This is a genomic window from Microbacterium sp. FG3 (genome assembly GCF_057809335.1).
The window spans coordinates 16226-42211 of sequence record NZ_JBMDJT010000022.1 but is presented as its reverse complement, the minus strand read 5'-3'; the positions used below and the strand labels follow the sequence as shown (position 1 = coordinate 42211).

Sequence of the window (25986 nt, the reverse complement as noted above, 5' to 3'; positions counted from 1 at the left end):
AGCGCCGCCTCGCCGGCGCGGGACGCGACGGCGCGAGCACGCGAGCGGCACCCGCACAGCGGGTGCCCGAGCGGCGCAGACGCTTCTGAAAAGAACACACCCCGCTACCTCACGACGACGGCCTCGGGCGAGGAGACGTCGTACAGGGCGACGCCCTCGGGCGGCTTCGCGGCCATCATCTTCTGCAGCGAGAGCGCCTTCATGGCCGACTCGTCGGCGGTCCCCCACACGATCTCGGTGCCGGTGGCGCCGAGCGTGAGCCGCACATCCTGCGGCGTGCTCGCCGTGGCCGCGGTCACCTGCCCGTGCAGCTCGGCCGGGAGCGAGCGCAGCACCTGGCCGACGGCGGCGAAGGTCTCGGAGCCGGGACCCGCCTCGACGGAGATCACGGGCTGACCCGCGGGAGGCTCGGCGGTGGTCGACAGCGCCACGCCCGCGGCGTCGACGAGCGTGAAGCCGGCGTCCGTCTGGATCACGCCGACGGGCGTGCGCTCCACGATCCGGATGACGAGCTCGTGCGGCGGTCGCGCCTCGATCGCGTAGGTCTCGATGAGCGGGAAGCCGAGCAGCGCGGCCTTCACCTCGCTGTGGTCCACCAGCGGCAGGGGCCGGCCCACCTGCGTCGCGAGCGCCGCCTCGACGGCGGCCTCGTCGAGGGTCTCCGAGCCGACGACGATGACGTCGCGCACCGCGAACAGCGGACTGTACGCCGCGCCCACGCTGCCGCCGACCAGCAGCAGCAGGGCCGCCGCGGCGCCGATCGCGTACCAGCGGCGACGGCGCGTGCGGGCGGTGAAGCGGCGGATCTCCGCGCGCAGCGCCCGGCGGCGGGCGCGGGAGGCGCGCCAGAGCTCTCGCCAGCCGACGGATCCCGTCGCCTGCTCCTCGCCGCGCGTGCCGTCGAGGTCCGGTTCCTCGGCATCGACGGTCGCGTCGAGCCCGTCGGGCCCGTCGTCGAGCCCCTCACGCCGCCGCTCGGCCCGCCGGCCGAAGAGGCGACGGGGCGGCAGCTCGACGACGTCGGCGATCGGCGCGGTGTCCACCGCGTGGTCGTGGTCGTCGCGCGCGAGCGCGAGCTCCCGCTCGGGCTCGCGCGGCTCGGGCGGGGTCGGCCGCGCTGCGGGAAGGGGGCCGGGCCGCTTCATGCCCCCGTCAGCCCTCGGCGCCCTCGCGCAGGGCGCCGAGCACCTGCGGGATGATCCGGTACACGTCGCCGCAGCCGAGGGTGATGACGTAGTCGCCCTCGCGCGCCACGCCCGCCGTGTACTCGGCCGCCTCCTGCCAGTCGGCGAGGAAGCGCACGCGCGACGGATCGTCGAACGCGCCGCTCACGAGCTCGCCCGTGACGCCGGGGATGGGATCCTCGCGGGCGCCGTACACGTCGAGCACGACGGTGTGGTCGGCCAGCTCCTCGAGCACCTTGGCGAACTCGCCGGCCATCAGCTGCGTGCGCGAGTAGGTGTGCGGCTGGTGCAGGGCGATGATCCGCCCTTCCCCGACGACGGTGCGCGCGGCGGCCAGCGCGGCGGCGACCTCGGTCGGGTGATGCGCGTAGTCGTCGAACACGCTCACGCCGCGCTCGGCGCCGTGCAGCTCGAACCGGCGCACCGTGCCCCCGAACGCCTCGACGGCGCGCACGGCGGGCTCGAGAGCGTAGCCGAGCTGCAGCAGCACGGCGACCGCGCCGGCCGCGTTGACGGCGTTGTGCCGGCCGGGCACCTGCAGGCGCCCCTCGACCCGCTCGCCCGCGTGCTCGAGGGCGAAGGCGACGGGCCCGTCGGTGCGGATGTCGACGACGCGCAGGTCGGCGCGATGCGATTCGCCGAAGGTCATGACGTTCGCGTGCGTGAGGCGCTCGCTCACGCGGCGCGCCCCCTCGTCATCGGCCGAGATGACGACGGCCTCGCGCGCGCCGTCGGCGAAGCGCACGAAGGCGTCGTCGAACGCCTCGTGCGAGCCGTAGTGGTCGAGGTGATCGGCATCGACGTTCGTGATGAGCGCGATCGACGTGTCGTACAGCAGGAACGTGCCGTCGGACTCGTCGGCCTCGATGACGAACAGGTCGTCGGACCCGGTGCCGCTCGAGGCGCCCCTGTCCTGGATCACGCCGCCGTTGACGAAGCTCGGATCGGCACCCAGCCGGCCGAGGCCCGTGACGATCATGCCCGTGGAGGTGGTCTTGCCGTGCGCACCGGCGACCGACACGAGGCGGCGGCCTCCGATGAGGTACTTCAGCGCCTGCGAGCGGTGCAGCAGCGTGAGACCGCGCTCCTTCGCCGCGAGGTACTCGGGGTTCTCGGGCCAGATCGCGCCCGTGTACACGACGGTGTCGACGTCGCCGAGGTTCGCGGCGTCGTGGCCGATGTGCACGGTGGCGCCCAGCTCCGCCAGGTCGCGCGTGTTCTGGCTCTCGGAGCGGTCCGAGCCCGAGACGGGGACGCCGGCGGCGAGGAACATGCGGGCCAGCCCCGAGATGCCCGATCCGCCGATGCCGATGAAGTGCACGGCGCGGATCTGGCTCGGGATGGGCACGGAGAGGTCGGGCTTGATCATGGCCCTTCGAGTCTAGGTTCGCGCGCCGACACTCGCGCTCGGCGCGCCCGAACAGGCGGCGGACTCCCACGATGCGCGTCGTGCGGCACGACGCGCGTCGCCCGGCCGCACGCCGACCGCGCGCGTCGAGGTCAGCGGGCGAGCGCGCGGTCCAGCATCGCGATGACGTTCTCGGTGCCTTCGCGCGTGCCCGATCCCTCCGCCGCCGCGCGCATCGACGCGAGGCGGTCGGCGTCGCGCAGCAGCGGCACGAGCTCGGAGCGGACGCGGTCGGGCGTGAGCGCGGCGTCGTCGACGACGGTCGCCGCGCCGGCCCGCACGGCGCCCGCGGCGTTGAGCCGCTGCTCGCCGTTGCCCACGGCGTACGGCACGTACACGGCAGGGATGCCGAGGGCGCTGATCTCGCTCACGGTCGACGAGCCGGCGCGCGAGAGCACGACGTCGGCCGCGGCGAACGCCAGCTCCATGCGGTCCACGTAGCGCACGACGACGTAGCCGTCGCCGCCCGCGCCCACCTCGTCCGCGCGCTCCCCCGCGGCGTGCAGGATCTGCCAGCCCGCGCCGACGATGTCGCGCCAGGAACCCGCGATCGCGTCGTTGATCCGCTTCGCGCCCAGCGATCCGCCGAAGACGAGCAGCACCGGCCTGTCGGCGTCGAGCCCGAAGAACTCCCGTGCCTCGGCGCGGCGGGCGGCCCGATCGAGGCGAGCGATCTCGGGGCGCAGCGGCATGCCCACCACCTCGGCGCCTCGCAGCGGCGTGCCCGCGAAGACGACGCCGACGCCCGCCGCCCATCGGGCGCCGAGCACGTTCGCGAGGCCGGGGCGGGCGTTGGCCTCGTGCACGACGAACGGCACGCGCTCCCGCCGCGCCGCCACGTATGCGGGGGCCGAGGCATAGCCGCCCACGCCCAGCACGACATCGACGCCGTGCGCGCGGATGTGCCGGCGCACCTGAGAGATCGCGCGCGCGAAGCGGGCGGGGAAGCGCAGTGCGGCGCCGCTCGCACGGCGCGGGAACGGCACCTTGTCGACGACGAGGAGCTCGTAGCCGCGCTCGGGCACGAGCCGCGCCTCGAGCCCCTCACGCGTGCCCAGGACGAGCACCTCGTCGTCCGCGGAGCGCTCGCGCAGCCCGTCGGCGACGGCGAGCATCGGGTTGACGTGGCCAGCGGTGCCGCCGCCGGCGAGCAGGTAGGTCGTCACCCGTCCATCCTCGCAGAGCGACGGGTCGCCGACCGCCCGCGCCGGGCGCGCTCAGCGGCGGCGGGGCGTCGGCGCGGCGTCGGCCATCGTGGCCGCCACGGGCGGCAGCGTCCGCGCGAGCGCGAGCAGCACCCCCGACGCGAGCAGGACCGAGATGAGCGACGTGCCGCCGGAGGAGAGGAACGGCAGCGGCACGCCCAGCACGGGGAAGACGCGCAGCACGACGCCGATGTTGATGAGGGCCTGACCCACGATCCACACCGTGATGCCGCCCGCGACGACCCGCACGAACGGGTCGTCGGTGCGCCGGATGATGCGGAACGCACCGTACGCGAAGAGGGCGAACAGCGCGAGGAGGACCGCGCAGCCGATGAGGCCGAGCTCCTCCCCCACGATCGCGAAGATGTAGTCGTTCGCCGCCGCCGGCAGCCACTCGTACTTCTGCTTGGAGTTGCCCAGGCCCACCCCGAAGACGCCGCCCTCGGCCAGCGCCCAGATGCCGTGCAGCGGCTGATAGCAGGAGTCGTAGTAGTCGGCGCACTCGGAGTCGAGGAAGCTCATGATCCGCGCCATGCGGTTGGGGCTCGTCACGGCCAGCGCGAACACACCGACGATGCCGACGAGCACGGGGAGGATGAAGATCCGCAGCTTGACGCCCGAGAAGAACAGCGCGCCCAGCACGAGCAGCACGAGGATCATGGCCGTGCCGAGGTCCTCGCCCGCCAGCACCGTGCCGATCGCGAGCAGTGCCACCGGCACGAGCGGGATGAACACGTGCTTCCAGTTCGCCAGCAGGGTCCGCTTGCGGTACAGGATGAACCCCACCCAGAGCGCGAGCGCGAGCTTGAGGAACTCCGAGGGCTGCAGCGTGAAGCCCGCGACATCGATCCAGTTGCGGTTGCCGCCGGACTCGTAGCCGAGCGGGGTGAACACGAGCAGCTGCAGCAGCACCGCCGCGATGAGCGCGAACCACGAGATCCTCTTGAGGAACGCGATGGGGAACCGGCTGACGATGAACATCAGCGGGACGCCCACGAGCGCGAACAGCCCGTGGCGGATGGCGGCGTCGTACGGCCCGCCGCCGGCCGTGATGGAGGTCGCCGACGTGGCCGAGAGCACCATGACGGCGCCGAAGCCCGTGAGGATCAGCGCGGTCGACGAGATGAGCAGGAACTCGACGGGCGCCGCCGCGAACGCCTGACCGAGCGAGACCCGCGCCAGCAGGCCGCGGCGCGGGCCGGGCTCGTCCGTCCCGCGCGCGTCAGCGGCCGCCGGAGGACGCGTCGTCGTGCTCATCGCGCGTCCCCCTCTCGAGCCGTGCCCTGACGGCCTGTGCGAATCTGTCCCCGCGGTCGTCGTAGCCGCGGAACTGGTCGAATGAGGCGGCCGCCGGTGCCAGCAGCACCACGTCTCCGTCCCGCGCGACCTGCGCCGCCAGCTCGACGGCCCTGGTCATGACATCCTCAGTCTCGGTGTGATCCACCTCGAACAGCGGCACCGCCGGCGCGTGTCGCCGGAACGCCGCGACCACCTCGGAGCGCTCCGTGCCGATGACGATCGCCGCCTTGCTCTCGGGGCCGCGCGCCGCGACGAGCTCGCCGATGTCGACGCCCTTCAGCTGGCCGCCGACGATCCAGATCGCGCCGGGGAACGCCGCGAGCGACGAGGCGGTGGCGTGCGGGTTGGTGGCCTTCGAGTCGTCGACCCAGGTGATGCCCGCCGCGCGCGCGACGACCTCGATGCGGTGCGGATCGAGGCGGAACACGCGCAGCGCGTCGCGGATCGCGACGGGCTCGACGCCGAGCGAGCGCGCCAGCGCAGCAGCGGCGAGGATGTTCGCCACGACGTGCGGAGCACCCAGGTCGCGCTCGGCCAGCTCGGCCACGGTGGTCAGCTCGAGCGCCGAGCTGCGGCGGTCGTCGAGGAACGCGCGGTCCACGACGATGCCGTCGACCACGCCGAGGTCGCTCGGTCCGGGCACGCCCAGGTCGAAGCCGATCGCGCGGGCGCCGTCGACCACGTCGGCGTCCTCGACCATGCGCCGCGTCGCCTCGTCCGCCTTGTTGTAGACGCACGCGACGCGGGTGTTGCGGTAGACCACGGCCTTGGCGTCGCGGTAGGCCTCGAAGGACCCGTGCCACTGCAGGTGGTCGTCGGCCAGGTTGAGGCACACGCTCGCGTGCGGCACCGGCTGGCCCTCGAGCGCGCTGAGGCCGAGGTACCAGAGCTGGTGGCTGGAGAGCTCGACGACGAGCACGTCGAAGCCAGCCGGATCGCGCACGGCATCGAGGATCGGCACGCCGATGTTGCCGCAGGGCGCGGCGCGCAGCCCGCCCTGCTTCATCATCGTGGCCGCGAGGCGCGTGGTCGTGGTCTTGCCGTTCGTGCCCGTGACGAGGACCCACTCGGCGGGGGTGCCGTCGGACCGCACGACCTTGTCGCGCACGCGCCACGCCAGCTCGATGTCGCCCCACAGCGCCACGCCCCGCTCGCGGGCCCAGCGGATCGCCGGATGCGACGGCGGGAACCCCGGCGAGGCGACGACGACCTCGGGGTCGAACTGCTCCAGCTCGGCCGGCACGGGCTCGAGCGGGCCGAGGTGCAGGCGCGCGCCGATCACGGGCACGAGGCTCGCGTACTCCTCGTCGGCCTTCTCGCTGACGACGAGCACGTCGGCGCCGAGCTCGGCGAGCGTGTCGGCCACGGAGAAGCCGGTGGCGGCGAGCCCCAGCACGGCCACGCGCAGGCCGGACCAGTCGGCGCGCCAGCTCGTCAGCGACGCAAGGCGATCGGCGGCGGTCATACGAGGCTCAGCCATTCGACGTACATGAGACCCACCCCGATGACGGCCAGGATGCCGCCGATGATCCAGAACCGCACGACGATCGTCACCTCGAGCCAGCCCCGCAGCTCGAAGTGGTGGTGCAGCGGGCTCATGAGGAACAGCCGCTTGCCCTTCGTCGCCTTGAAGTACAGGCGCTGCAGCACCACCGAGCCCGGGCCGAGCATGAAGCCGCCCGCGATGAGGATGCCGAGCAGCTCGGTGTGGGTGAGCACCGCCATGCCCATCACGGCGCCGCCGATCGACATCGACCCCACGTCGCCCATGAACACCTGCGCCTTGGGCGCGTTCCACCACAGGTAGCCGACGAGACCCGCCACGACGGCGGCGGCGATGATCGCGAGATCGAGCGGGTCGCGCACCGTGTAGCACGCCGACTGGTCGACAGCCGCGAGGCCCTCGCCGGTGCACGCCTGGTTGAACTGCCAGTACGCGATGAGGCTGTAGGCGCCCATCACGAAGATGCCGATGCCGGCGGCGAGGCCGTCGAGGCCGTCGGTGAGGTTCACGGCGTTCGAGAACCCGACACCCAGCAGCGCCAGCCACGCGAGGTACAGCAGCCAGCCGAGCACGGGTGCCACGAGCGCGAACGAGAGCCAGGGCAGCTCGCGGAAGAACGACACGCCGAAGCCACCGGGGGTCTGCCCCCAGTCGTCGGGGAATGCCTGCGCCGCGACGGCGAACGGGATGATCACGAGGATCTGGCCCACGATCTTCTGCCAGCTGCCGAGCCCGCCGAAGTGCTGCTTGCGCACCTTGAGCCAGTCGTCGATGAAGCCCACCGCGCCGAAGCCGAGCATGAGCCAGATCACGAGCAGGCCCGAGGGCGTCGGCGGGTTGTTGCCGGCGTAGCAGCCGACGAGATAGCCCAGGATCGTGCCGGCGATGAAGATCACGCCGCCCATCGTGGGCGTGCCGCGCTTCGCGCCGTGATTGGGGTTGCGGGGGTCGTCGGGCGTGCGGATCACCTGCGCCCACCCCCACCTGCGGAAGTACCGCAGGAAGACCGGCGTGAGGAAGAGCGTGAACGCGAACGAGATCGCGGCCGCCGTCAGGAGTGATCTCACGAGAAGGATTCTCCCAGACGATCCCCCAGGAACCGCAGGCCCGCCGCGTTCGACGACTTCACGAGCACGCGGTCGCCGTCGCGCAGCTCGCCCACGAGGTAGTCGTACGCCTCGTCGGCGGTCTCGAAGAACACCGCCTCGCTGTCCCACGAGCCCTCGGCGATGACGGACAGGTAGAGCCCGCGCGCCTCGCGGCCCACGACCACGATGCGCGGGATCCGCAGCCGCACCGCGAGGAGCGCGACCTTCGCGTGCTCGGCGTTGTCGTACTCGCCCAGCTCGCTCATCGCACCCAGGACGGCGACCATGCGCTCGTCGGGGCCCGTGATCTGGGCGAGGGTGCGCAGCGCCGCGTGGTACGAGTCGGGGCTGGCGTTGTAGGCGTCGTTGATGATCCGCACGCGGTCGTTCCCCAGCACCTGCATGCGCCACCGCTCGGCGAGCTCGAGCTCCTCGAGCCGCGCGACGGCGTCCTCGGGCTCGACGCCGAGCGCGGTGGCCGCGGCGATCGCCGCGAGGGCGTTCACGACGTGATGGGCGCCGAGCACCCGCAGGCGCAGCGGCAGCGTGCGCCCGGCGATCGAGACCTCCGTCGTCGTGCCGGCCGCGCTGACGGTGACCTCGCCGGCGCGCACCTCGGCGGCCTCGTCGCGGCCGAACCACCGCACGTCCACGCCGCGCTCGGCGGCGATCGGCGCCATGCCGGCCACACGCGGGTCGTCGGCGTTGAGCACGGCCAGGCCGCCGGGACGCACGGCGCGCACGAGCTCCGACTTGGCCTTCACCGTCTCCTCGATGCCGCCGAAGCCGCCCGCATGCGCCATGCCGACCATGAGGACCACGCCGATGTCGGGCGTGACGAGGCCGGCCAGACGCGCGATCTGCCCGGGCGCGTCGGCACCGAACTCGCTGACGAGGAACCGCGTGTCGTGCGTGACCCGCAGCATCGTGAGCGGCGCGCCCACGGCGTTGTTGAACGATGCCACGGGCGCGACCGTCTCGCCCTCGGGACCCAGGATGGCCGCGAGCATGTTCTTCGTCGTCGTCTTGCCGTTCGATCCCGTGATCCCGACGATCCGCAGGCGGCCGCCGGCGCGCACGCGCGCCACCACCTCGCGGGCCAGTTCGGCCAGCGCGGCGACGGCGTCGGCCACGACGATCTGCGACACGGGCTCGTCGACGGGCCGCTCCACGATCGCGAGCGCCGCGCCGTTCTCGATCGCCTTGCCGACGAACAGGTGCCCGTCGGTCGCCTCGCCCGGCTTCGCGACGAACACGCCGCCGGAGCGGATGGCGCGCGAGTCGGTGTCGACGCCTCCCGAGACGACGGTGTCGGGGGTGTCGGAGCCGTGCGGCCGCAGGTCGCCGCGCACCGCGGCGGCGACCTCTGCCAGGGTCAGGGCGATCATCTGGACCTCCGCGCGAGCGCGCGCATCAATACTTCGGGAAGAGGTGGGGTTCCCCGGTCGAGGGCATCACGCGGTAGTGCTTCAGCACCTGCGTCATCGCCTTCTGCATCGCCGGGGCCGTGGCCGCAGACGACCTTACCTGAGTGGGCTCGTCGAGGGTGACCATGACGACGTACTCGGGGTCCTCGGCCGGGGCGAAGCCGACGATGCTCGTGAAGTAGACGCCCGCCTTGTAGCCGCCGCCCTCGGCCGGCTTCTGGGCGGTGCCGGTCTTGGCCGCGATGCGGTAGCCCGGCACCTCGATCTGCTCGGCGATGCTGCCCTGCGCCGCCACGTTCTCGATCATGAGCGCCGTCTCGGCGGCGGCCTGCTCGCTGATGACCTGCTTCGGCTCGGGCAGCTCCGGCTCGACCACCGTGCCGTCGGCCTTCGTGCACGACTCGACGAGGCTCAGGGGCTGCTGCAGGCCGCCGTTCGCGATGGCCTGATACGCGCTCGCCACCTGCGGCACGGTGGTCGTGAAGCCCTGGCCGAAGTTCGTCGCGTAGTACGTCTGGTTGTCCCAGTTCTCGGCGGGGTGCAGAACGCCCGGCTCCTCCCCCTGGAAGCCGATCGCCGTGCGCTGCCCCACCCCGAACTTCTCAAGGTAGTCGTGGCGCACCTGCGCCGGCAGCTTCTCGCCGAACTTCGACATGGCCACGTTGGACGAGTCGATCAGCGCGCCGGCGAGCGTGTAGTTGTACGTCTCGTGCGAGAACGGGTCTCCCACCGCCGCGCCGTTCGGGAACGTCTCGCGCCCGGCCGCCGGCACGGTCGACATCGGCGTGGCCGCCCCCTGGTCCAGCAGCATCGACGCGGTGATCGGCTTGAAGGTCGACCCCGGCTCGAACGTCGTCGTGAAGATGCGCGAGCCGCGGTCGGCGGGATCCGACGCGAGGACGTCGTTCGGATCGAGCGCCGGGTACTCCGCCGCGGCGCGGATCTTGCCCGTGGCCACCTCGACCACCGTCACGGTGCCGCTGAGCGCGCCCATCCGCTGCGTCTCCTCCGCGATCATCTCGCTGAGGTACCACTCCAGGTCCGCGTCGATCGTCATCTGCAGCGTGCCGCCGTCCTGCGCCGGCTCCACCGTCTCGGTGCCGGGGATGCGCACGCCGTCGGGGCTCTGCTGATAGGTCTCCCGCCCGTTCGAGCCCTGCAGGCACGCGTCGCCGAGCAGCTCGTAGCCGGCCAGCGCCTCGCCGTCGTTGCTCATGAACCCCAGCAGGTTCCCGCCCACGGCGCCGTTCGGATACACGCGGGACGGCTGCGGCGCGAAGGTGATGAACGGCAGCCCGAGCTCGACGAGCTCCCGGTACTGCGCGGTGCTGACGCCGCGCTTGATGTACGCGAACCGCGACTCGGGGTTGTCCGCGAGGGCGTCGGAGACGATCTTCTCCAGATCCGCCGGATCCTGGCCCGTGACCTGCGCGATCTCCCCCGCGAAGTCCGCGAACGGGACGATCTCCTTCGTCTTGCCGTCGTCCGAGAGCCGCTCCATGCTCGTGGCCAGCAACGGGTCGATCTGCGCGTCGTACAGCTGCGTGCTGCTCGCCAGCACCGTGCCGTCGGCGTCGACGATGCTGCCGCGATTGCCGTAGAGCGTCCGCTCCCCCGCGAGGCCCATGGCCTGCGCATCGCCGACGTGGTCATCGGCGTTCACCACCTGGATGTCGACGAGGCGGACGAGGAACGCGGCGAGCACCGCGACGACCGCGAACAGCGCGATGACCGTGCGCTGACGCGGCGTGCGCTCCGACCTCGAGGTCATGGGCGATGCTCCTGTCGTGTCACCGGGTCGCGGGGCTCGGAAGCCCCTCGGTCAGGGGTGGGATCTCGGATCCGGACGGCGGCGTCTCCGCGCCGGTCGCGGCGTCGCCGCCGGTCGCGCCGCCCGGCGCCTCCTCGGCGGGCACCGCCCCCTGCAGCGAGCGGCCGGGGTCGGTCACGAGCGGCGTGTCGCCCACGAGTGCGTTGCCGACCTGCGGGTCCTGCGCCGACACCGAGGAGGCCCCCTCGGCGGCCGCGCCGGAGCCGATGATCGCGGCATCGCTCAGGCGCAGGTACGTGGGCGCACCGCCGACCACCATGCCCAGCGCGGCGGCGTTGGCCGCGAGGTACTGCGGCGAGTTCAGGCCCGCGACGGAGTCCTCGAGCGCCTGCGCCTCGAGCGAGAGCTCGCGCTGCTGCTGCGTCAGGTCGGCGACGCGGTAGCTGTCCTGGGTGGTGAGGACCGACAGCGCCATCTGCGCGACGGCGATCGCCACCGCGCCGCCGACGGCGACGATGGCGTAGACCATGCGAGGGCGCCGGCGCGGCAGGGTCGATTCAACGGGCCGCAGCCGGCGCTCGGGCGCCTCGTCGCGGCGCTCGGGCCGCGCGACGTGCCGCGACGGCAGGGCGGGGAACTGCTCGGCCAGGCTCATGCGGCCTCCCTCAGCTTCTCGAGCGCGCGCAGGCGCACGGGCTTGGCGCGCGGATTGCGCTCGGCTTCCTCGTCGCTCGCCTGCTCCGCGCCGCGGACGAGGGCGCGGAACCGCGGGGCGTGCTCCGGGAGCTCCACGGGCAGCCCCCGCGGGGCGCTCGAGGCGACGGCCTCCGCGAACAGGCGCTTCACGAAGCGGTCCTCCAGCGACTGGTACGACAGCACGACGATCCGGCCTCCCACCGCGAGCGCGTCGAGGGCGGCGGGGATCGCGCGCTCGAGGGCGGCGAGCTCGCCGTTGACCTCGATGCGCAGCGCCTGGAAGACGCGCTTGGCGGGGTGGCCTGCGTTCTTGACGGCGGCCGGCGTGGCGTCCTGCAGGATGTCGACGAGGCGACCGGAGCGCTCGATGGGCGCCTCCGTGCGCGCCCGCACGATGGCGCGGGCGTAGCGGGCGGCGAGCTTCTCCTCGCCGTAGCGCTCGAAGATGCGCCGCAGGTCGCCCTCGGCGTAGGTCGCCAGCACGTCGGCGGCCGTGGGGCCGCCCGTCGGGTCCATGCGCATGTCGAGCGGCGCGTCCTGCGCGTACGCGAAGCCGCGCTCGGCCTCGTCCAGCTGCAGCGACGACACCCCGAGGTCGAAGAGGATCGCGTCGGCGCGCGCGACGCCGGCGTCGTCGAGGGCGGAGCGGATGCCGTCGTACACCGTGTGCACGAGCGTGATCCGGTCGGCGAACGGGGCCAGCCTCTCCCCCGCGATGCGCAGGGCATCGGGGTCGCGGTCGAGGCCCACCAGCCTCGCCTGCGGGAACCGCTCGAGGAACGCCTCGGAGTGACCGCCCATGCCGAGGGTGCCGTCGACGTAGACGGCGCCGGGGGCGCGGAGCGCAGGGCCGAGCAGCTCGACGCAGCGCTCGAGCAGGACGGGGGTGTGGATGTCGCGGAGGTTCATGATGTCGGGGCCCTGCTCCTCTGGCTCTGATCCCCATCCGCTCGACCTGACACCGGGGAAGTGGGGTCAGGGCGCGTCGGGTGAGGGTCACAGCCAGAGGGTCAGAAGAGGCCGGGGATCACCTCCTGCTCCATCTCGGAGTAGTTCTCCTCGTTCGCGGAGAGATAGTCGTTCCACGCCTGGGCGTCCCAGATCTCGGCGTGCGCGCCGACGCCCGTGACGACGAGCTCCTTCTCGAGCCCTGCGTACTGGCGCAGGTGCTGGGGCACCGTGATGCGGTTCTGACCGTCGGGCGTCTCGGCGCTCGCGCCGGAGAGGAACATGCGCAGGAAGTCGCGCGCCTGCTTGTTGCTCAGCGGCGCCTGCCGGATGCGCTCGTGCACCTGCTCGAACTCCGACGTGCTGAAGACGTAGAGGCAGCGTTCCTGGCCGCGCGTCACGACGACGCCGCCGGCGAGCTCCTCCCGGAATTTGGCGGGGAGGATGACGCGGCCCTTGTCGTCGAGCTTGGGGGTGTGTGTGCCCAACAGCATCGGCCTTCACCCCCCTCATCGTCCGGCCAACCCGAGGTGCGCCCCACTTTACTCCACTTTCCCCCACCCGCAAGGGTCAAGAGCATCTTCGCACGACAAAGAAGCCGCCGCCTTCCCCGGAAACTCAAGGGAAGGCGGCGGTGGAGGCCGGTGGAGGGCGAGTGGAGGGATCAGCCGGACGCGGCGGCAGAGACGACGAAAGCCCCGGCCGCGATGGCCGGGGCTTTCGTCGAAGTGGAGGGGAAGGGAGTCAGCCGCCCTGTCGGCGGCGGTCCCAGCGCTCGTTCATGCGATCCATGAACGAGGCGGATCCGGCCCCGCCGCCGGAGGGACGGCGCGGCGCGGAGCCCGGGGCGATCGGGGGCGCGGCGGAAGGGCTGGTGGCGAGCACGACGCCGACGAGCATCGCGACGAAGCCGATGACGCCGAGGACGACGCCGAGCACGGTGTTGGACTGCCACAGCGCCACGCCGGCGATGACCCCGCCGAGGCCGACGAGCGCGACGATCGCGCCGATGACGAGATTGCGGTAGCTGAGCGCGCGTCCGGCATTCGAGGCGTTGACGACGTCGGTGTCGTTCTGCATGAGATGGCGTTCCATCTCGTCGAGCAGACGCTGCTCCTGTTCGGAGAGAGGCATCCGGTCCCCCTTGTGCTTCGCTCGCCCCAGTCTATCGCCGGGTCCTCTCACTAGGCTAGGCCCCGTGCAGCCTGCCGACGACCTCATCGCGGACATCTCCCAGCGTTTGGATAGCTTCGTCGCAGACCGCAGGGCAGAGGCCTCGGAGCACGGCGACGAGGCCGTGCTCATGGTGGATCACGCGGCCGCCGCGCTGCGCGGCGGCAAGCGTCTGCGCGCCCGGTTCTGCGCCGCCGGCTGGCGCGCCGTGGCGGATCGCGACGGCGCGCGCGCCGCGCGCGAGGCCCTGCTGCCGGCCGCGTGCGCGCTCGAGATCTTCCAGGCCGCCGCCCTCGTGCACGACGACCTCGTCGACAACGCCGACACGCGCCGCGGCCGCCCCTCCGCGCACCGCGCGCTCGAGGCGGCCCACCGCGCGGCCGGCTGGGCGGGCGATGCGGCGGCGTTCGGTCGCTCCGGCGCCCTGCTCGTCGGCGACCTGCTGGTGGCCTGGAGCGACGACCTCATGGAGGACGCGCTCGCGCTCTCCCCCACCACGGCCGCAGCCACGCGCGCCGAGTACGCCCTGATGCGTCGCGAGGTGACGATGGGCCAGTTCCTCGACCTCGCCGAGGAGTCGGCGTGGCGCACGGTGCCCGACGGCGATCACGCGGCCCGCGCACTGCGGGTCGCCTCGCTGAAGTCGGCCCGCTACAGCGTGGAGCAGCCGCTCGTGATCGGCGCCGCGCTGGCCGGCGGCGAGCCGGACCAGCGGGCGGCGCTGGGCGACTTCGGTCGGCGGCTCGGCATGGCGTTCCAGCTGCGCGACGACGTGCTGGGCGTGTTCGGCGACGCGGCGGAGACGGGCAAGCCGGCGGGCGACGACCTGCGCGAGGGCAAGCGCACGGTGCTCGTCGCGTGGGCGCGCGAGAGCGTGCCCGGATCGGTGCGCCGCGTGTTCGACGAGCTGCTCGGCGACCCGACGCTCGACGACGGCCAGATCTCGATGCTCGCCGACGCCATCCGCCGCTCCGGCGCTCTCGATCGCACGGAGGACGCGATCGCGTCCTACGCACGCGAGGCGGATCGCGCGCTCAGCGGCGCCCGGCTCGACAACGCGGCCGTCGGCTCGCTGCGCGAGCTCGCGCGCGCCGCCACGCAGCGCACGTCCTGAGCGCACGCCTGACCGCCGCGAGGCGTCGAGTCGCCGGGATCAGGCGAGCGCCTGCGCGACGCGGCGCACCTCGGCCTTGCGGCCGGCCAGCAGCGACTCGATCGGCGCGACGCCGAGCGACTCCTCCGGCGTCAGCAGCCAGTCGATGGCCTCGTCGTCCGTGAAGCCGACATCGTGCAGCAGGATCGCCGTGCCGCGCAGCGACGACAGCGGCCGCCCGTCCACGAGGAAGACCGACGGCACCTTGAGGATGCCGTCGCGGCGCGATCCGACGAGCGCACGCTCGTCCAGCAGCCGGCGCACGCGGCTCACGGTCTCGCCCAGCAGCTCCGCCACATCGGGGAGCGGCAGCCAGTCGGTCGGGTACGTCACAGGAGTCTGATCCACCACGCCGCCATTCTCGCACTCCGGGGCCGACCGGAGTCTCCCCCGGTGCGCCGAGTGCTCGTCCCACCAGTCTCAGAATTCACTCCAGTCACACCACCCTCGCCCGCTAGCACCAGTTGACACGGATATACATGTCTGACACGGTGTGTCTGGAGATCGCGAGGGGGTCAGTGATGCGTGGAACACGACGCAACTCGACGGACGGCGCGCGAGCGCACCGCACGATGCTGGCGACGGCGCCGGTCGCGATCGTCGGATCGCTCGCCGGCGCGATGTACGCGACGCCGGCGCACGCCACCGCCGAGCAGCACGTCGTCGAGGAGGGCGACACCATCACGCGCATCGCCATCCGCAACGGCCTGCGCACGATCGACGTCCTCGTGTGGAACGGCCTGCGCACGACGAGCACGATCCATCCCGGCCAGGTGCTGCGGCTCACTCCCCCGTCGGCGGGACCGGTGCCCGTGCCCGCGCCGTCCGACCCCACGGTGCACACCGTCGCCGCCGGCGAGACGATCTGGTCGATCGCCCGTCAGCACGGCATGACCGTCGAGGCGCTGCTGGCCGCGAACGGACTCAAGGCGTCGGCAGTCATCTACCCCGGCCAGAAGCTCGCGCTCACGACCCCCGCGCCCACCCCCGCCGCAGCGCCCGCCCCGGCTCCGGCCGCCGCGGCACCCGCGCCCGCCGCGACGACGCACACGGTGGCGCCCGGCGAGACCGTGTGGGCCATCGCCAGGCAGCACGGCATGAGCGTGCAGGCCATCCTCAGCGCCAACGGGATCAGCGACGCCGCCGTCATCCACCCGGGCCAGCAGCTGCGTATCGGCGCCGCGCCGGCGCCGGTGCCCGCCGCCGCCACCACCGCGATCTCCCCCGCGGCCGGCGCCCCCGAGGCGCAGGCCGATGCACACGTCGTCGAGGTGGGCGAGACGCTGTGGGCGATCGCGCAGAAGCACGGCGTGGCCGTGTCGACGCTGCTGCGCGCCAACGGCCTCTCGGACGGCGCCATCATCTACCCGGGTCAAAAGCTCCTGCTGAGCATGCCGCAACCGGCCGCCGCCGACGCGCAGAGGCACGCGACGCTCGACGCCGAGCAGACCGAGCACGCGCGCCTCATCATCCGCGTGGGGCGCGAGGTGGGAGCCTCCGACCGCGCCATCGCCACGGCACTGGCCACGGCGATGGTCGAGTCCGAGCTCCGCAACGTGCACCACGGCGACCGCGACTCGCTCGGCCTGTTCCAGCAGCGACCCAGCCAGGGCTGGGGCACGCCCGAGCAGATCCTCGATCCGGTCCGCGCCACCAAGGCGTTCTTCGGCGGCCGCGGCGCCCCCAACGGCGGCGAGCCGCGCGGGCTCTACGACATCGCCGGCTGGGAGGGCCTGTCGTTCGGCGACGCGGCCCAGGCCGTCCAGATCTCCGCCTTCCCCGAGCGCTACGGCCAGTGGGAGCGGCAGGCCTACGCCTGGCTCGCGACGCTGGGCTGAGCGGCACGATGGGGTGGGCGCGCGCGGTGCGCCGCTGGCCGGGTTGCCAGGCCGCCTTCCGTAGACTTCTCCCGTGAGCACGAGCCAGCAGGTCGACCCCCTCATCGGGCGGCTTGTCGACGGCCGGTATCGTGTGCGGGCGCGGATCGCGCGCGGCGGAATGGCGACGGTCTACGTCGCCACCGACCTGCGACTCGAGCGCCGCGTGGCCCTCAAGGTGATGCACGCGCATCTCAGCGACGACAGCGTCTTCCAGAGCCGTTTCATCCAGGAGGCGCGCTCGGCGGCCCGGCTGGCCGATCCCCACGTCGTCAACGTGTTCGACCAGGGCCAGGACGGCGAGCTCGCCTACCTCGTCATGGAGTACCTGCCCGGCATCACGCTGCGCGAGCTGCTGAAGGAGCAGAAGCGCCTCACCGTGACGCAGACGATCACCGTGATGGACGCCGTGCTCTCGGGCCTCGCGGCGGCGCACCGCGCCGGGCTCATCCACCGCGACGTGAAGCCCGAGAACGTGCTGCTGGCCGAGGACGGCCGCATCAAGATCGGCGACTTCGGCCTCGCGCGCGCCACGAGCGCCAACACCGCCACGGGCGCCCAGCTGCTCGGCACGATCGCCTACCTCGCGCCCGAGCTCGTCACGCGCGGCACGGCCGACGCCCGCAGCGACATCTACGCGCTCGGCATCATGCTCTACGAGATGCTCGCGGGCGAGCAGCCGTACAAGGGCGAGCAGCCCATGCAGATCGCCTACCAGCACGCGACCGACTCGGTGCCGCGGCCGAGCGTGAAGAACCCCGGCGTGCCCGAGCAGCTCGACGAGCTCGTGCTGTGGGCGACCGAGAAGACGCCGGACGAGCGGCCCTCCGACGCGCAGGAGATGCTCGAGCGCCTGCGCGAGATCGAGCGCGAGCTCGGCATCGCGCCGCTCGCCTCGCGCACCCGCGCGATGCCCGAGGTCGACCGCGGCGACGCCGAGGCGACCAAGGTGCTGCCCTTCGCCGCCACGACCGCTCTGACCGACGACGTGCCGCGCAGCACCGGGCCGGTGGCGCCGAGCGAGGACAACTCCTCGCGCCTGCGCCGGGCGAGCGCGCGACGCACACGCAGGGGCGGCCTGCTCGTCGCGCTCGTGCTGCTGTTGGCCGCGGCGGCCGGCGGCGCGGGCTGGTGGTGGGGATCCGGCCCCGGCTCGCCGGTGGCGGTCCCGCAGGTGCAGGGACTCGCGTACGACGAGGCGGCGGCCGTGCTCGAGGAGCACAACCTCGTCGCCGAGCGGCGCGACGTCCACAGCGTCGACGTGACCCCCGGCGAGGTGATGGCCACGGATCCCGATGCGGGAGCCCGCGTGGATCAGGAGACGGTGGTCACGCTCGAGGTCTCGATCGGGCCCGCCGAGGTCGCGATCCCGAAGCTCACCGACATCCCGCAGGCCGAGGTGACGGCGCAGCTGGAGGCGCTGGGGCTCTCGGTCATCGAGGTGCGCGAGTACTTCCTCGAGCCGGAGCGCGGCAGGGTGAGCAACGTGCGGATCCAGCCCAGCGGATCCGACGAGGTCCTCGACTGCATCGACGGCTGCACCGCGCACGAGGGCGACGGGGCGATCCTGTCGGTCTCGCTCGGCCCCGTGCCCGATGTGACGGGCCTGAGCGTCGACTCCGCCACGGCCACCCTCACCGAAGCCGGTCTGCAGGTCGCCGGCGAGCGGCAGCAGCAGTACAGCAGCGACATCGAGGCCGGCCGCGTGATCGGCATCGTCCCCAAGGACGGCGTGTGGGCGCGCGACGAGACCGTGACGCTCATCGAATCGCTCGGCCCCGAGCTGTTCGAGGTGCCCGATGTCGCCGGCATGACGCGCGACGCGGCGGCGCAGACCCTGCGCGATCAGGGCTTCGAGGTGAGCTACAACCCGCTGTGGAACACGTTCCCGGACGCGTGGACGGACGTCACCGGCACGGATCCCTCCGCCGGCGACCGCCGCCAGCGCGGTACGACCATCCAGCTCCTCATCCGGACGAGCTCGCCGATCTGATTCGTCGCGCTCGGCTGTCCACCGGTCGGTTGCTGAACGGAGCGCCGAAGGCCGCGACCAGCGCAACTCTTCTGGTTGGGGTCGTGCGGGGTGTCGGTTCGTCCACACCCGTCGTTTCCACCGGGTTATCCACAGAACGGGCGTTTAGGGTCCTGGCCGGGGGTTCCGCGGGTTCGGGTGTCGGTGGTCGGTGGGACGATGCGGGTATGTCATTCCTCAGCGATTTCCAGGACCGGGCGGGCGCAGTCGCATCGCTGCCGCCGGTGGATGTCGCTGTCGTGGCGGCCCTGCCGGATGAGGATGTGCTGGCGCTGTTGACCGTGGCGACGGATCTGGCGAAGACCGCCGAACGCGTCCGCGCGGTCGCGGCCGGGGTGGTCTCCGCGCGGTCGTCACGGGCTGCGGGGCACAAGGGTCTCGCGCAGGGGCGGGGGCATCGCAACGCGGTCGCGCTCGTGCAGGAGCTCTCCGGAAGCACCCGCGGCGACGCCGCCCGGCAGGTGCGGGTGGGGCAGTCGCTGGTGGAATCCGCGCTGGGACCGGGTGCTGCGCCGGATGGTCCCAGTCCCGCCGATCCGGCCGATCCGGATGCCCCGAATGTTCCGCCGGCGCCGCCGTGGCACGACCCGGTGGACCAGGCCCTGCTGAGCGGGGCCGTGACGGCGGCGCAGATGGACGCGATCCTCCGCGGCCTCGGCCAGCCACCCACCGGCTCGTCGCAGGATTCGTCGCCGGCCAGCGCGGATGCCGCAGTGGAGGCATGGCGGCTCGCGGCCGAGCAGCTGGTCGCCGTCGCGGCCGAGTGCACGGTCGAGGATCTCGCCACCGCGGCGCGGGTGTTGCGGGACCGGTTGGACCCGGAGGGTGCGGAGGCTCGGTTCCTGGCCCGGTTCGAGGCACGCGCGTTCCGGATGTGGACGGACGCGGACGGCGTCCAGCACGCGAAGATCGTGTTCGACGACGAGGGTGCGGCGTGGATGCGGGCCGTGATCGACGCGGCCCTGCGGCCCCGCCGCGGCGGTCCCCGGTTCGTCGACCCCGACGAGGCCGCGAAAGCGCAACAGCTCACCGACGACCCCCGGACGAACGACCAGCTCACCTACGACCTCATCCTCGGGGTGCTCCGCGCCGGCGCCGTCGCCGACGCCGAAACCGTCTTCGGCGCCCGCCAGCCCGGCGTCCGCGTCGTCACCATCGACCCCACCCGCCACGTCGCCGGCGGCGCCGGCAGCGGGGGCGACGCTCCCAGCGGGACGGCAGGCACCGGCGCCGCTCCCAGCGGGACCGGCGGAGTCGCCAGCACCCGGGGCAACGGCGCCGGCCGCACCGGCAGCGGCCACCCGCCGACGCGTGACACCACCGGCACTCCCACGGTGAACGGGCGGGCCGGTCCCGGCCGGCCCGGTCCCGGGTACACCGAGGACGGCGGCCACCCGCTCCCCGCCCCGGCCGTCGAGCAGGCCATCTGCACCACCGGGCACACCCCGGTCACCGTCGACGCGCACGGGAACCCCCTCGACGTCGGGCGGGAACAGCGACTGTTCACCCCGAAACAGCGCATCGCCCTCGCCATCCGCGACGGCGGCTGCCGATGGCGCGGATGCGGCATGCCCGCCTCCTACTGCGAAGCCCACCACATCGACACCTGGGCCGCCCACGGCGGACGCACCGACATCGACCGCGGCATCCTCCTGTGCAGGTTCCACCACATGAACCTCCACCACCACCGCTACCGCATCACCCGCGACCGCCACGGCCCCTTCCTGCTCCACCCACCCGACAGCAGCGAACCCGTCGAACTCCCCACCCGCTCACCCCTCCGCTGGGCCTTCGGGCCACCACCACGCGCAGCCTGACCGTTCCCGGGCTCCGGGGCGTGAGCCACCCAGGCCGAGCGGACCGGACCGGACCGGACCGAGCCGCGCTCCCGAGCCATCAGGGCCCGTGCGGCCCGCCCGACCGGGATGCGTGCGCGAACGTCACCAGCACGGGTCATCCGCCGGCGACCGCCGCCGACGCGGCGCGACGGTCCGGATCATCATGTGGACGAGCTCGCCGATCGGATCCGGTGACGGTTCCCGGCTGCAGGGCTTGCATCTCAAGCGGCTTGAGGTCGCATGGTGGGGGCATGAACATCTCAGAAGACACCCTCTCCTCCATCGGCGAGGTCGCGCACCGCACCGGGCTCAGCGTCAGCGCCATCCGCTACTACGCCGATGAGGGGCTCGTGCAGCCCACCGACGCGACCGACGGCGGCCATCGCCTCTACGACGTGGAGGCGATCGCCCGCCTGGAGTTCGTCCGCACGCTGCGCGACCTCGACACCGGCCTGGAGCAGGTGCGACCGGTCCTCGCCGGCACCACCTCGCTGCGCGACATGCTGGCCGAGCACCTCGACGTGATCGAGAAGCGGACGACCGACATGCAGGCGAAGCGGGCCGTGCTCCGCGCGCTCGTGCGGCAGGAGGGCACGGCGGAGCGCGCGAACCTCCTGCGCAAGCTGGTGACGATGTCCGACGAGGAGCGCCAGCGACTGATCGACGACTTCCTCGACGATGTCTGCGCGGGCCTTCCGGACGAGGCGAGCGAGCAGATCCGCCGCGCCCGGCCCGTGCTGCCGCCCGACCCCACCCCGGAGCAGCTCGACGCCTGGATCACCCTGGCGGAGCTGCTGCGGGACGAGCGGTTCCGCGAGGCGACCCGTTCCCACCTGCGCGAGACACATGCGCACTTCCCCGGGTTCACACCCCGCGTGCAGGAGTTCATCGCCTCCGCCGGCGCCGACCTGATGCCGAGACTGGTGGCCGCCCACCAGGCGGGCTTCGCCGCAGGCGACGCCAGGGTTGCGGCCCTCGCCGGGCAGCTGGTCGAGCAGCTCGCGGAGTCCTCCGGCGTCGCGGCGGACGACGAGCTCAGGCGACGGCTCGCGGCCCGCTATCGCGACCTCGACGGCGTCACCCTCGCGGCGCTCCAGGACACGGACTACAACGCGACCGAGGGCCGCTACCTCGAACTGGTCTCGATCATCAACGATCAGCCCTGCCCGGATGCGGCTCTTCTCGCCGGCGCGCGCCGAGAGCACGGCGACGGCGACGGGCCCGCGTTCCGAGAGCTCGGCCCGTGGCTGTCCGACGCGATCCTCGCGGCGCCGTGATCCCGGCCCACGCCTGAGGCGCCTACAGGCGCTCGAGCTCCTCGGCGACGAGGAACGCCAGCTCCAGCGACTGCATGTGGTTCAGGCGCGGGTCGCACAGCGACTCGTAGCGCGTGGCGAGGGTCGCCTCGTCGATGTGCTCCGAGCCGCCCAGGCACTCCGTGACGTCGTCGCCCGTGAGCTCCACGTGCACGCCGCCCGGGAACGTGCCGACCGCGCGATGGGCCTCGAAGAAGCCGCGCACCTCGTCGACGACGTCGTCGAAGCGACGCGTCTTGTAGCCCGTGGCCGTCGTGATGCCGTTGCCGTGCATCGGGTCGGTCACCCACAGCGGCTGGGCGCCGGCGGCCTTCACGGCCTCGAGCAGCGGGGGCAGCGCGTCGCGGATCTTCCCGGCGCCCATACGCGTGATGAACGTCAGGCGGCCCGGCTCGCGCTCGGGGTCGAGCTTGTCGATCAGCGCGAGCGCCGTCTCCGGCGTGGTCGACGGGCCCAGCTTGACGCCGATGGGGTTGCGGATGCGCGAGAAGTAGTCGACGTGCGCGCCGTCGAGATCGCGCGTGCGCTCCCCGATCCACAGGAAGTGCGCCGAGGTGTTGTACGGCGTGTTCGTGCGCGAGTCGATGCGCGTGAGCGGCCGCTCGTAGTCCATCAGCAGGCCCTCGTGGCCCGTGTAGAAGTCGACGGTCTTGAGCGCGTCGAAGTCGGCGCCGGCCGCGCCCATGAACTTGATGGCCCGGTCGATCTCCGTCGCCAGGCGCTCGTAGCGCTGGTTCGCCGGGTTCTGCGCGAAGCCGCGGTTCCACGAGTGCACCTCGCGCAGGTCGGCGAAGCCGCCCTTCGTGAACGCGCGGATGAGGTTCAGGGTCGACGCGGACGTGTGGTACGCCTGCAGCAGGCGCTGCGGGTCGGCCTCGCGCGAGGCGGCCGTGAAGTCGTAGCCGTTCACGATCTCGCCGCGGAAGGCCGGCAGCGTCACGTCGCCGCGCGTCTCGGTGTCGCTCGAGCGCGGCTTGGCGAACTGGCCCGCCATGCGGCCCATCTTCACGACGGGCATCGACGCGCCGTAGGTGAGGACCACGGCCATCTGCAGCACCGTCTTGACGCGGTTGCGGATCTTGTCGGCCGTCGCGCCCGAGAACGTCTCGGCGCAGTCGCCGCCCTGCAGCAGGAACGCGCGACCGGCGGCGGCCTCGGCCAGGCTGGCCTTCAGGGAGTCCACCTCGCCCGCGAACACGAGCGGCGGCAGGGCCGCCAGCTCGGCCGTCACCTCGGCGACCGCCGCGGGGTCCGCATACGCCGGCTGCTGCTTGATCGGAAGCGAACGCCAGGCATGGAGGTGGTGCGGATCGGCCATGTTCCGATCCTAATGCGCGCTCGGAACGGTCCCGACCGCGCGCGGCCCGCCCGGGCGCGGCGCGGGGCTCGTCAGGGCGTGACGGCGGCGCCCTCGCGGCGCTCCTTGGCGATCCGCGCCTTGGCGGACGAGGCGTACTCGTCGCTGTACCGCTGCTGCCCCAGCCGCTGCAGGGCCACCATGATCTCGTCGGTCACGGAGCGCAGCACGAAGCGGTCGTTCTCCATGCCCGCGTAGCGCGAGAAGTCGAGCGGCTCGCCGATCACGATGCCCACGCGCACGACGCGCGGCATCGTGGAGCCGATCGGCAGCATCTTCTCGGTGTCGACCATGATCACGGGGACGATGGGCACCTTCGCCTCGAGCGCCATGCGCGCCACGCCCGTGCGGCCGCGGTAGAGCACGCCGTCGGGGCTGCGGGTGCCCTCGGGGTAGAGGCCGAGCAGGCCGCCGCGCGCGATGACGCCGAGCCCCGTGTTCAGCGCGTCCTCCGACGCCTGCCCGCCCGAGCGGTCGATGGGGATCTGGCCGGTGCCCTTCATGAACCACTTCGTCGCCCAGCCCTTCAGCCCGCGCCCCGTGAAGTACTCGGACTTGGCGAGGAACGACATGGGGCGGTCGATCAGCAGCGGCAGGAAGACCGAGTCCATCACCGACAGGTGGTTGCTCGCGAGGATCGCCGCGCCCTCCGCGGGGATGTTCTCCTTGCCCACGATCCACGGCCGGAACACGGCCTTCACGATCGGACCGACGACGAGGTACTTGAGGAACCAGTAGAACACCGCGCGCTCCCGCCTTCCGTCGTCGTCCCGGGCGCCATCGAGCCTAAACCCTCGCGTTCGCGCGGCGCAGCGCCCACAGTGCGCCTAGAGTGGAGAGACCCATCCGAGCGGTGTCAAAGGAGCTGCCGTGAACGTGACCTCTGTACCCGCGATCGTCCCCGCCGACCCCGAGGCGAACATCGCAGACCTGCTGGCGATCCGCGCGAAAGCCACCCCCGATCTCGCGCTGTTCAGCGTGCCCGACGGCGAGGGCTGGCGCGACATCACGGCGCGCGAGTTCGAGCGGCAGGTGATCGGCCTCGCCAAGGGATTCGTGGCGGCCGGCATCGAGCCGGGCGACAAGATCGGCTTCATCGCGCGCACCACGTACGAGTGGACGCTCGTGGACTTCGGGCTCTTCTACGCCGGCGCCGTGATGGTGCCCGTGTACGAGACGAGCTCCGCCGCCCAGGTGCAGTGGATCCTGTCCGATTCCGGCGCCGTCGCGCTCATCGCCGAGCACGGCGAGCACGTGGCCCGCTACGAGGAGGTCAAGGACGAGCTGCCGCTCATCGGCAGGGTCTGGCGGCTCGACGAGGGCGCGATCGAGACGCTCACCGCCGAGGGGCGCGACGTCCCGGACGCCGAGATCGAGCGTCGCCGGTCGCTCGCGCGCGGCGAGGACCTCGCCACGATCATCTACACGTCCGGGTCGACCGGGCGCCCGAAGGGCTGTGTGCTCACCCACAGCAACTTCGTGGAGCTGGCGCGCAACTCCGCGAAGGCCCTCGAGCTGCCGCTGCGCAACGCCTCGACGGTGCTCTTCATCACGACGGCGCACGTGTTCGCCCGGTTCATGTCGATCCTGTACATCCACGCGGGCGTGCGCACCGGCCACGAGCCGAACACGAAGAACCTCGTGAAGGCGCTGGGGTCGTTCAAGCCCACCCTCCTGCTGGCCGTGCCCCGCGTGTTCGAGAAGGTCTACAACTCCGCCGAGGCCAAGACGGAGGCGGAGGGCAAGGGCCGGATCTTCCAGGCGGCCGCCGCGACGGCGATCGAGCACTCCCGGCGGGTGCAGGAAGGCGAGACGGTCGGCCTCGCGCTGCGGCTGAAGTTCGCCCTGTTCGACAAGCTCGTGTACTCCAAGCTGCGCGCGCTCATGGGCGGCAACGTCGAGTACGCCGTCTCGGGCTCCGCGCCGCTCGGCCCGCGCCTCGGCTACTTCTTCCGGGGCCTCGGCATCAAGATCCTCGAGGGCTACGGCCTCACCGAGACCACCGCACCCGCGTCGGTGAACCTGCCGACCGACATCCGCGTGGGCACGGTGGGACCGGCGCTGCCGGGCGTCGACATCCGGATCGCCGACGACGGCGAGGTGCAGGTGCGCGGCATCAACGTCTTCAAGGAGTACTGGAAGAACCCCGAGGCCACGGCCGCGACGTTCGACGACGGCTGGTTCCGCACGGGAGACATCGGATCGCTCGACGAGCACGGCTACCTGACCATCACGGGCCGCAAGAAGGAGATCATCGTCACGGCCGGCGGCAAGAACGTCGCGCCCGCCGTGCTCGAGGACCCGATCCGCGCCAACCCGATCGTCGGCCAGGTCGTCGTCGTGGGCGATCAGCGCCCCTTCATCTCGGCGCTCGTCACGCTCGATCCCGAGATGCTGCCCGCGTGGCTCGAGACGCACGGCGAGTCGCCGGACCTCACGCTCGAGCAGGCGGCGAAGAGCCCGATCGTGCGCGCCGAGGTGCAGCGCCAGATCGACGAGGCGAACGCCCGCGTCTCGCGCGCGGAGTCGATCCGCAAGTTCACGATCCTCGGCACGGAGTGGACGGAGGCGACGGGACACCTCACGCCGAAGCTGTCGATCAAGCGCGCCGAGATCCTGCGCGACTTCTCGGCCGAGGTCGAGGACCTCTACGCCGCGACGGGCGAGACGACCACCAACGTCGTGCTCGGCTGACACGCACGCGCGAAGG

Annotated in this window: 21 protein-coding genes; 6 read left to right on the top strand and 15 right to left on the bottom strand. The window is 72.5% G+C overall.

Annotation, left to right across the window (positions count from 1 at the left end; translation table 11 throughout):
* Window positions 1-104: 104 nt before the first annotated feature.
* The 12 genes from ACODR5_RS08855 to ACODR5_RS08800 form a co-directional block, all read right to left on the bottom strand.
* Window positions 105-1145 carry a cell division protein FtsQ/DivIB gene (locus tag ACODR5_RS08855; RefSeq protein WP_449854842.1) on the bottom strand — a complete coding sequence of 347 codons (1041 nt, stop codon included), beginning with the start codon at window positions 1143-1145 and terminating at the stop codon, window positions 105-107.
* Between the two features lie 7 nt (window positions 1146-1152).
* Complete coding sequence (murC, locus tag ACODR5_RS08850; protein WP_449854841.1) at window positions 1153-2553, bottom strand: UDP-N-acetylmuramate--L-alanine ligase; 1401 nt, start codon at window positions 2551-2553, stop codon at window positions 1153-1155.
* A gap of 131 nt (window positions 2554-2684) precedes the next feature.
* Entirely contained in the window at window positions 2685-3758 is a 1074-nt protein-coding gene (locus ACODR5_RS08845; RefSeq protein ID WP_449854840.1) for a UDP-N-acetylglucosamine--N-acetylmuramyl-(pentapeptide) pyrophosphoryl-undecaprenol N-acetylglucosamine transferase, read from the bottom strand.
* 51 nt (window positions 3759-3809) lie between these two features.
* Window positions 3810-5054, bottom strand: coding sequence for a putative lipid II flippase FtsW (ftsW, locus tag ACODR5_RS08840; protein WP_488983376.1), 1245 nt, complete (start codon window positions 5052-5054; stop codon window positions 3810-3812).
* Complete coding sequence (murD, locus tag ACODR5_RS08835; RefSeq protein WP_488983375.1) at window positions 5020-6561, bottom strand: UDP-N-acetylmuramoyl-L-alanine--D-glutamate ligase; 1542 nt, start codon at window positions 6559-6561, stop codon at window positions 5020-5022. Before murD ends, ftsW begins: the two co-directional genes overlap by 35 nt.
* Window positions 6558-7667: a phospho-N-acetylmuramoyl-pentapeptide-transferase gene (gene mraY, locus ACODR5_RS08830; RefSeq protein WP_449854837.1), complete on the bottom strand. Its 1110-nt coding sequence runs from the start codon at window positions 7665-7667 to the stop codon at window positions 6558-6560. Before mraY ends, murD begins: the two co-directional genes overlap by 4 nt.
* On the bottom strand, window positions 7664-9076 hold the full coding sequence (locus tag ACODR5_RS08825) for a UDP-N-acetylmuramoyl-tripeptide--D-alanyl-D-alanine ligase (protein WP_449854836.1): 1413 nt from the start codon (window positions 9074-9076) through the stop codon (window positions 7664-7666). Before ACODR5_RS08825 ends, mraY begins: the two co-directional genes overlap by 4 nt.
* Before the next feature lie 25 nt (window positions 9077-9101).
* Entirely contained in the window at window positions 9102-10886 is a 1785-nt protein-coding gene (locus ACODR5_RS08820) for a peptidoglycan D,D-transpeptidase FtsI family protein (protein WP_488983374.1), read from the bottom strand.
* A gap of 19 nt (window positions 10887-10905) precedes the next feature.
* Window positions 10906-11541, bottom strand: coding sequence for a cell division protein FtsL (ftsL, locus tag ACODR5_RS08815; RefSeq protein WP_488983373.1), 636 nt, complete (start codon window positions 11539-11541; stop codon window positions 10906-10908).
* Window positions 11538-12491, bottom strand: a complete 954-nt coding sequence (rsmH, locus tag ACODR5_RS08810; protein WP_488983372.1) for a 16S rRNA (cytosine(1402)-N(4))-methyltransferase RsmH — start codon at window positions 12489-12491, stop codon at window positions 11538-11540. Before rsmH ends, ftsL begins: the two co-directional genes overlap by 4 nt.
* A gap of 101 nt (window positions 12492-12592) precedes the next feature.
* Entirely contained in the window at window positions 12593-13024 is a 432-nt protein-coding gene (mraZ, locus tag ACODR5_RS08805) for a division/cell wall cluster transcriptional repressor MraZ (protein ID WP_449854832.1), read from the bottom strand.
* Window positions 13025-13274: 250 nt separating this feature from the next.
* The gene (locus ACODR5_RS08800) at window positions 13275-13664 is read right to left on the bottom strand and encodes a DUF3040 domain-containing protein (RefSeq protein ID WP_449854831.1); all 390 of its coding nucleotides are present in this window, start codon (window positions 13662-13664) and stop codon (window positions 13275-13277) included.
* A 64-nt stretch (window positions 13665-13728) separates the two neighbouring features.
* Here ACODR5_RS08800 and ACODR5_RS08795 point away from each other — a divergent pair, with 64 nt between their 5' ends.
* Window positions 13729-14817 carry a polyprenyl synthetase family protein gene (locus ACODR5_RS08795; RefSeq protein ID WP_488983371.1) on the top strand — a complete coding sequence of 363 codons (1089 nt, stop codon included), beginning with the start codon at window positions 13729-13731 and terminating at the stop codon, window positions 14815-14817.
* Window positions 14818-14856: 39 nt separating this feature from the next.
* Here ACODR5_RS08795 and ACODR5_RS08790 read toward each other — a convergent pair whose 3' ends face one another.
* Window positions 14857-15207: an Rv2175c family DNA-binding protein gene (locus tag ACODR5_RS08790; RefSeq protein WP_488983370.1), complete on the bottom strand. Its 351-nt coding sequence runs from the start codon at window positions 15205-15207 to the stop codon at window positions 14857-14859.
* A gap of 170 nt (window positions 15208-15377) precedes the next feature.
* Between ACODR5_RS08790 and ACODR5_RS08785 the strand changes: the two genes are divergently transcribed.
* The 4 genes from ACODR5_RS08785 (at window position 15378) to ACODR5_RS08770 (ending at window position 21880) form a co-directional block, all read left to right on the top strand.
* Entirely contained in the window at window positions 15378-16694 is a 1317-nt protein-coding gene (locus tag ACODR5_RS08785) for a LysM peptidoglycan-binding domain-containing protein (RefSeq protein WP_488983369.1), read from the top strand.
* 73 nt (window positions 16695-16767) lie between these two features.
* Window positions 16768-18726, top strand: a complete 1959-nt coding sequence (gene pknB, locus ACODR5_RS08780) for a Stk1 family PASTA domain-containing Ser/Thr kinase (RefSeq protein WP_488983368.1) — start codon at window positions 16768-16770, stop codon at window positions 18724-18726.
* A gap of 206 nt (window positions 18727-18932) precedes the next feature.
* A complete protein-coding gene (locus ACODR5_RS08775; protein WP_488983367.1) occupies window positions 18933-20582 on the top strand; it encodes an HNH endonuclease signature motif containing protein in 1650 nt (549 codons plus the stop codon).
* 272 nt (window positions 20583-20854) lie between these two features.
* Window positions 20855-21880 (top strand): helix-turn-helix domain-containing protein, encoded by a 1026-nt coding sequence (locus ACODR5_RS08770; protein WP_488983366.1) that lies wholly within the window; start codon window positions 20855-20857, stop codon window positions 21878-21880.
* Between the two features lie 22 nt (window positions 21881-21902).
* Here ACODR5_RS08770 and ACODR5_RS08765 read toward each other — a convergent pair whose 3' ends face one another.
* Both ACODR5_RS08765 and ACODR5_RS08760 read right to left on the bottom strand, forming a co-directional pair.
* On the bottom strand, window positions 21903-23237 hold the full coding sequence (locus tag ACODR5_RS08765; protein ID WP_488983365.1) for a class II 3-deoxy-7-phosphoheptulonate synthase: 1335 nt from the start codon (window positions 23235-23237) through the stop codon (window positions 21903-21905).
* Window positions 23238-23308: 71 nt separating this feature from the next.
* Window positions 23309-24019 carry a lysophospholipid acyltransferase family protein gene (locus tag ACODR5_RS08760; protein WP_449854822.1) on the bottom strand — a complete coding sequence of 237 codons (711 nt, stop codon included), beginning with the start codon at window positions 24017-24019 and terminating at the stop codon, window positions 23309-23311.
* A 127-nt stretch (window positions 24020-24146) separates the two neighbouring features.
* Here ACODR5_RS08760 and ACODR5_RS08755 point away from each other — a divergent pair, with 127 nt between their 5' ends.
* The gene (locus ACODR5_RS08755) at window positions 24147-25970 is read left to right on the top strand and encodes an AMP-dependent synthetase/ligase (protein ID WP_488983364.1); all 1824 of its coding nucleotides are present in this window, start codon (window positions 24147-24149) and stop codon (window positions 25968-25970) included.
* The last annotated feature ends 16 nt before the right edge of the window (window positions 25971-25986 follow it).

Bases quoted from the DNA above. Each gene is read 5' to 3' on its own strand.
- ftsL (WP_488983373.1), bottom strand. From the start codon at position 11,541: ATGAGCCTGGCCGAGCAGTTCCCCGCCCTGCCGTCGCGGCACGTCGCG.
- murD (WP_488983375.1), bottom strand. From the start codon at position 6,561: ATGACCGCCGCCGATCGCCTTGCGTCGCTGACGAGCTGGCGCGCCGAC.
- ACODR5_RS08775 (WP_488983367.1), top strand. From the start codon at position 18,933: ATGTCATTCCTCAGCGATTTCCAGGACCGGGCGGGCGCAGTCGCATCG.
- ACODR5_RS08800 (WP_449854831.1), bottom strand. From the start codon at position 13,664: ATGCCTCTCTCCGAACAGGAGCAGCGTCTGCTCGACGAGATGGAACGC.
- murC (WP_449854841.1), bottom strand. From the start codon at position 2,553: ATGATCAAGCCCGACCTCTCCGTGCCCATCCCGAGCCAGATCCGCGCC.
- rsmH (WP_488983372.1), bottom strand. From the start codon at position 12,491: ATGAACCTCCGCGACATCCACACCCCCGTCCTGCTCGAGCGCTGCGTC.
- ACODR5_RS08765 (WP_488983365.1), bottom strand. From the start codon at position 23,237: ATGGCCGATCCGCACCACCTCCATGCCTGGCGTTCGCTTCCGATCAAG.
- ACODR5_RS08770 (WP_488983366.1), top strand. From the start codon at position 20,855: ATGAACATCTCAGAAGACACCCTCTCCTCCATCGGCGAGGTCGCGCAC.
- mraZ (WP_449854832.1), bottom strand. From the start codon at position 13,024: ATGCTGTTGGGCACACACACCCCCAAGCTCGACGACAAGGGCCGCGTC.
- ACODR5_RS08785 (WP_488983369.1), top strand. From the start codon at position 15,378: ATGCGTGGAACACGACGCAACTCGACGGACGGCGCGCGAGCGCACCGC.
- ACODR5_RS08825 (WP_449854836.1), bottom strand. From the start codon at position 9,076: ATGATCGCCCTGACCCTGGCAGAGGTCGCCGCCGCGGTGCGCGGCGAC.
- ACODR5_RS08855 (WP_449854842.1), bottom strand. From the start codon at position 1,145: ATGAAGCGGCCCGGCCCCCTTCCCGCAGCGCGGCCGACCCCGCCCGAG.
- ACODR5_RS08820 (WP_488983374.1), bottom strand. From the start codon at position 10,886: ATGACCTCGAGGTCGGAGCGCACGCCGCGTCAGCGCACGGTCATCGCG.
- ftsW (WP_488983376.1), bottom strand. From the start codon at position 5,054: ATGAGCACGACGACGCGTCCTCCGGCGGCCGCTGACGCGCGCGGGACG.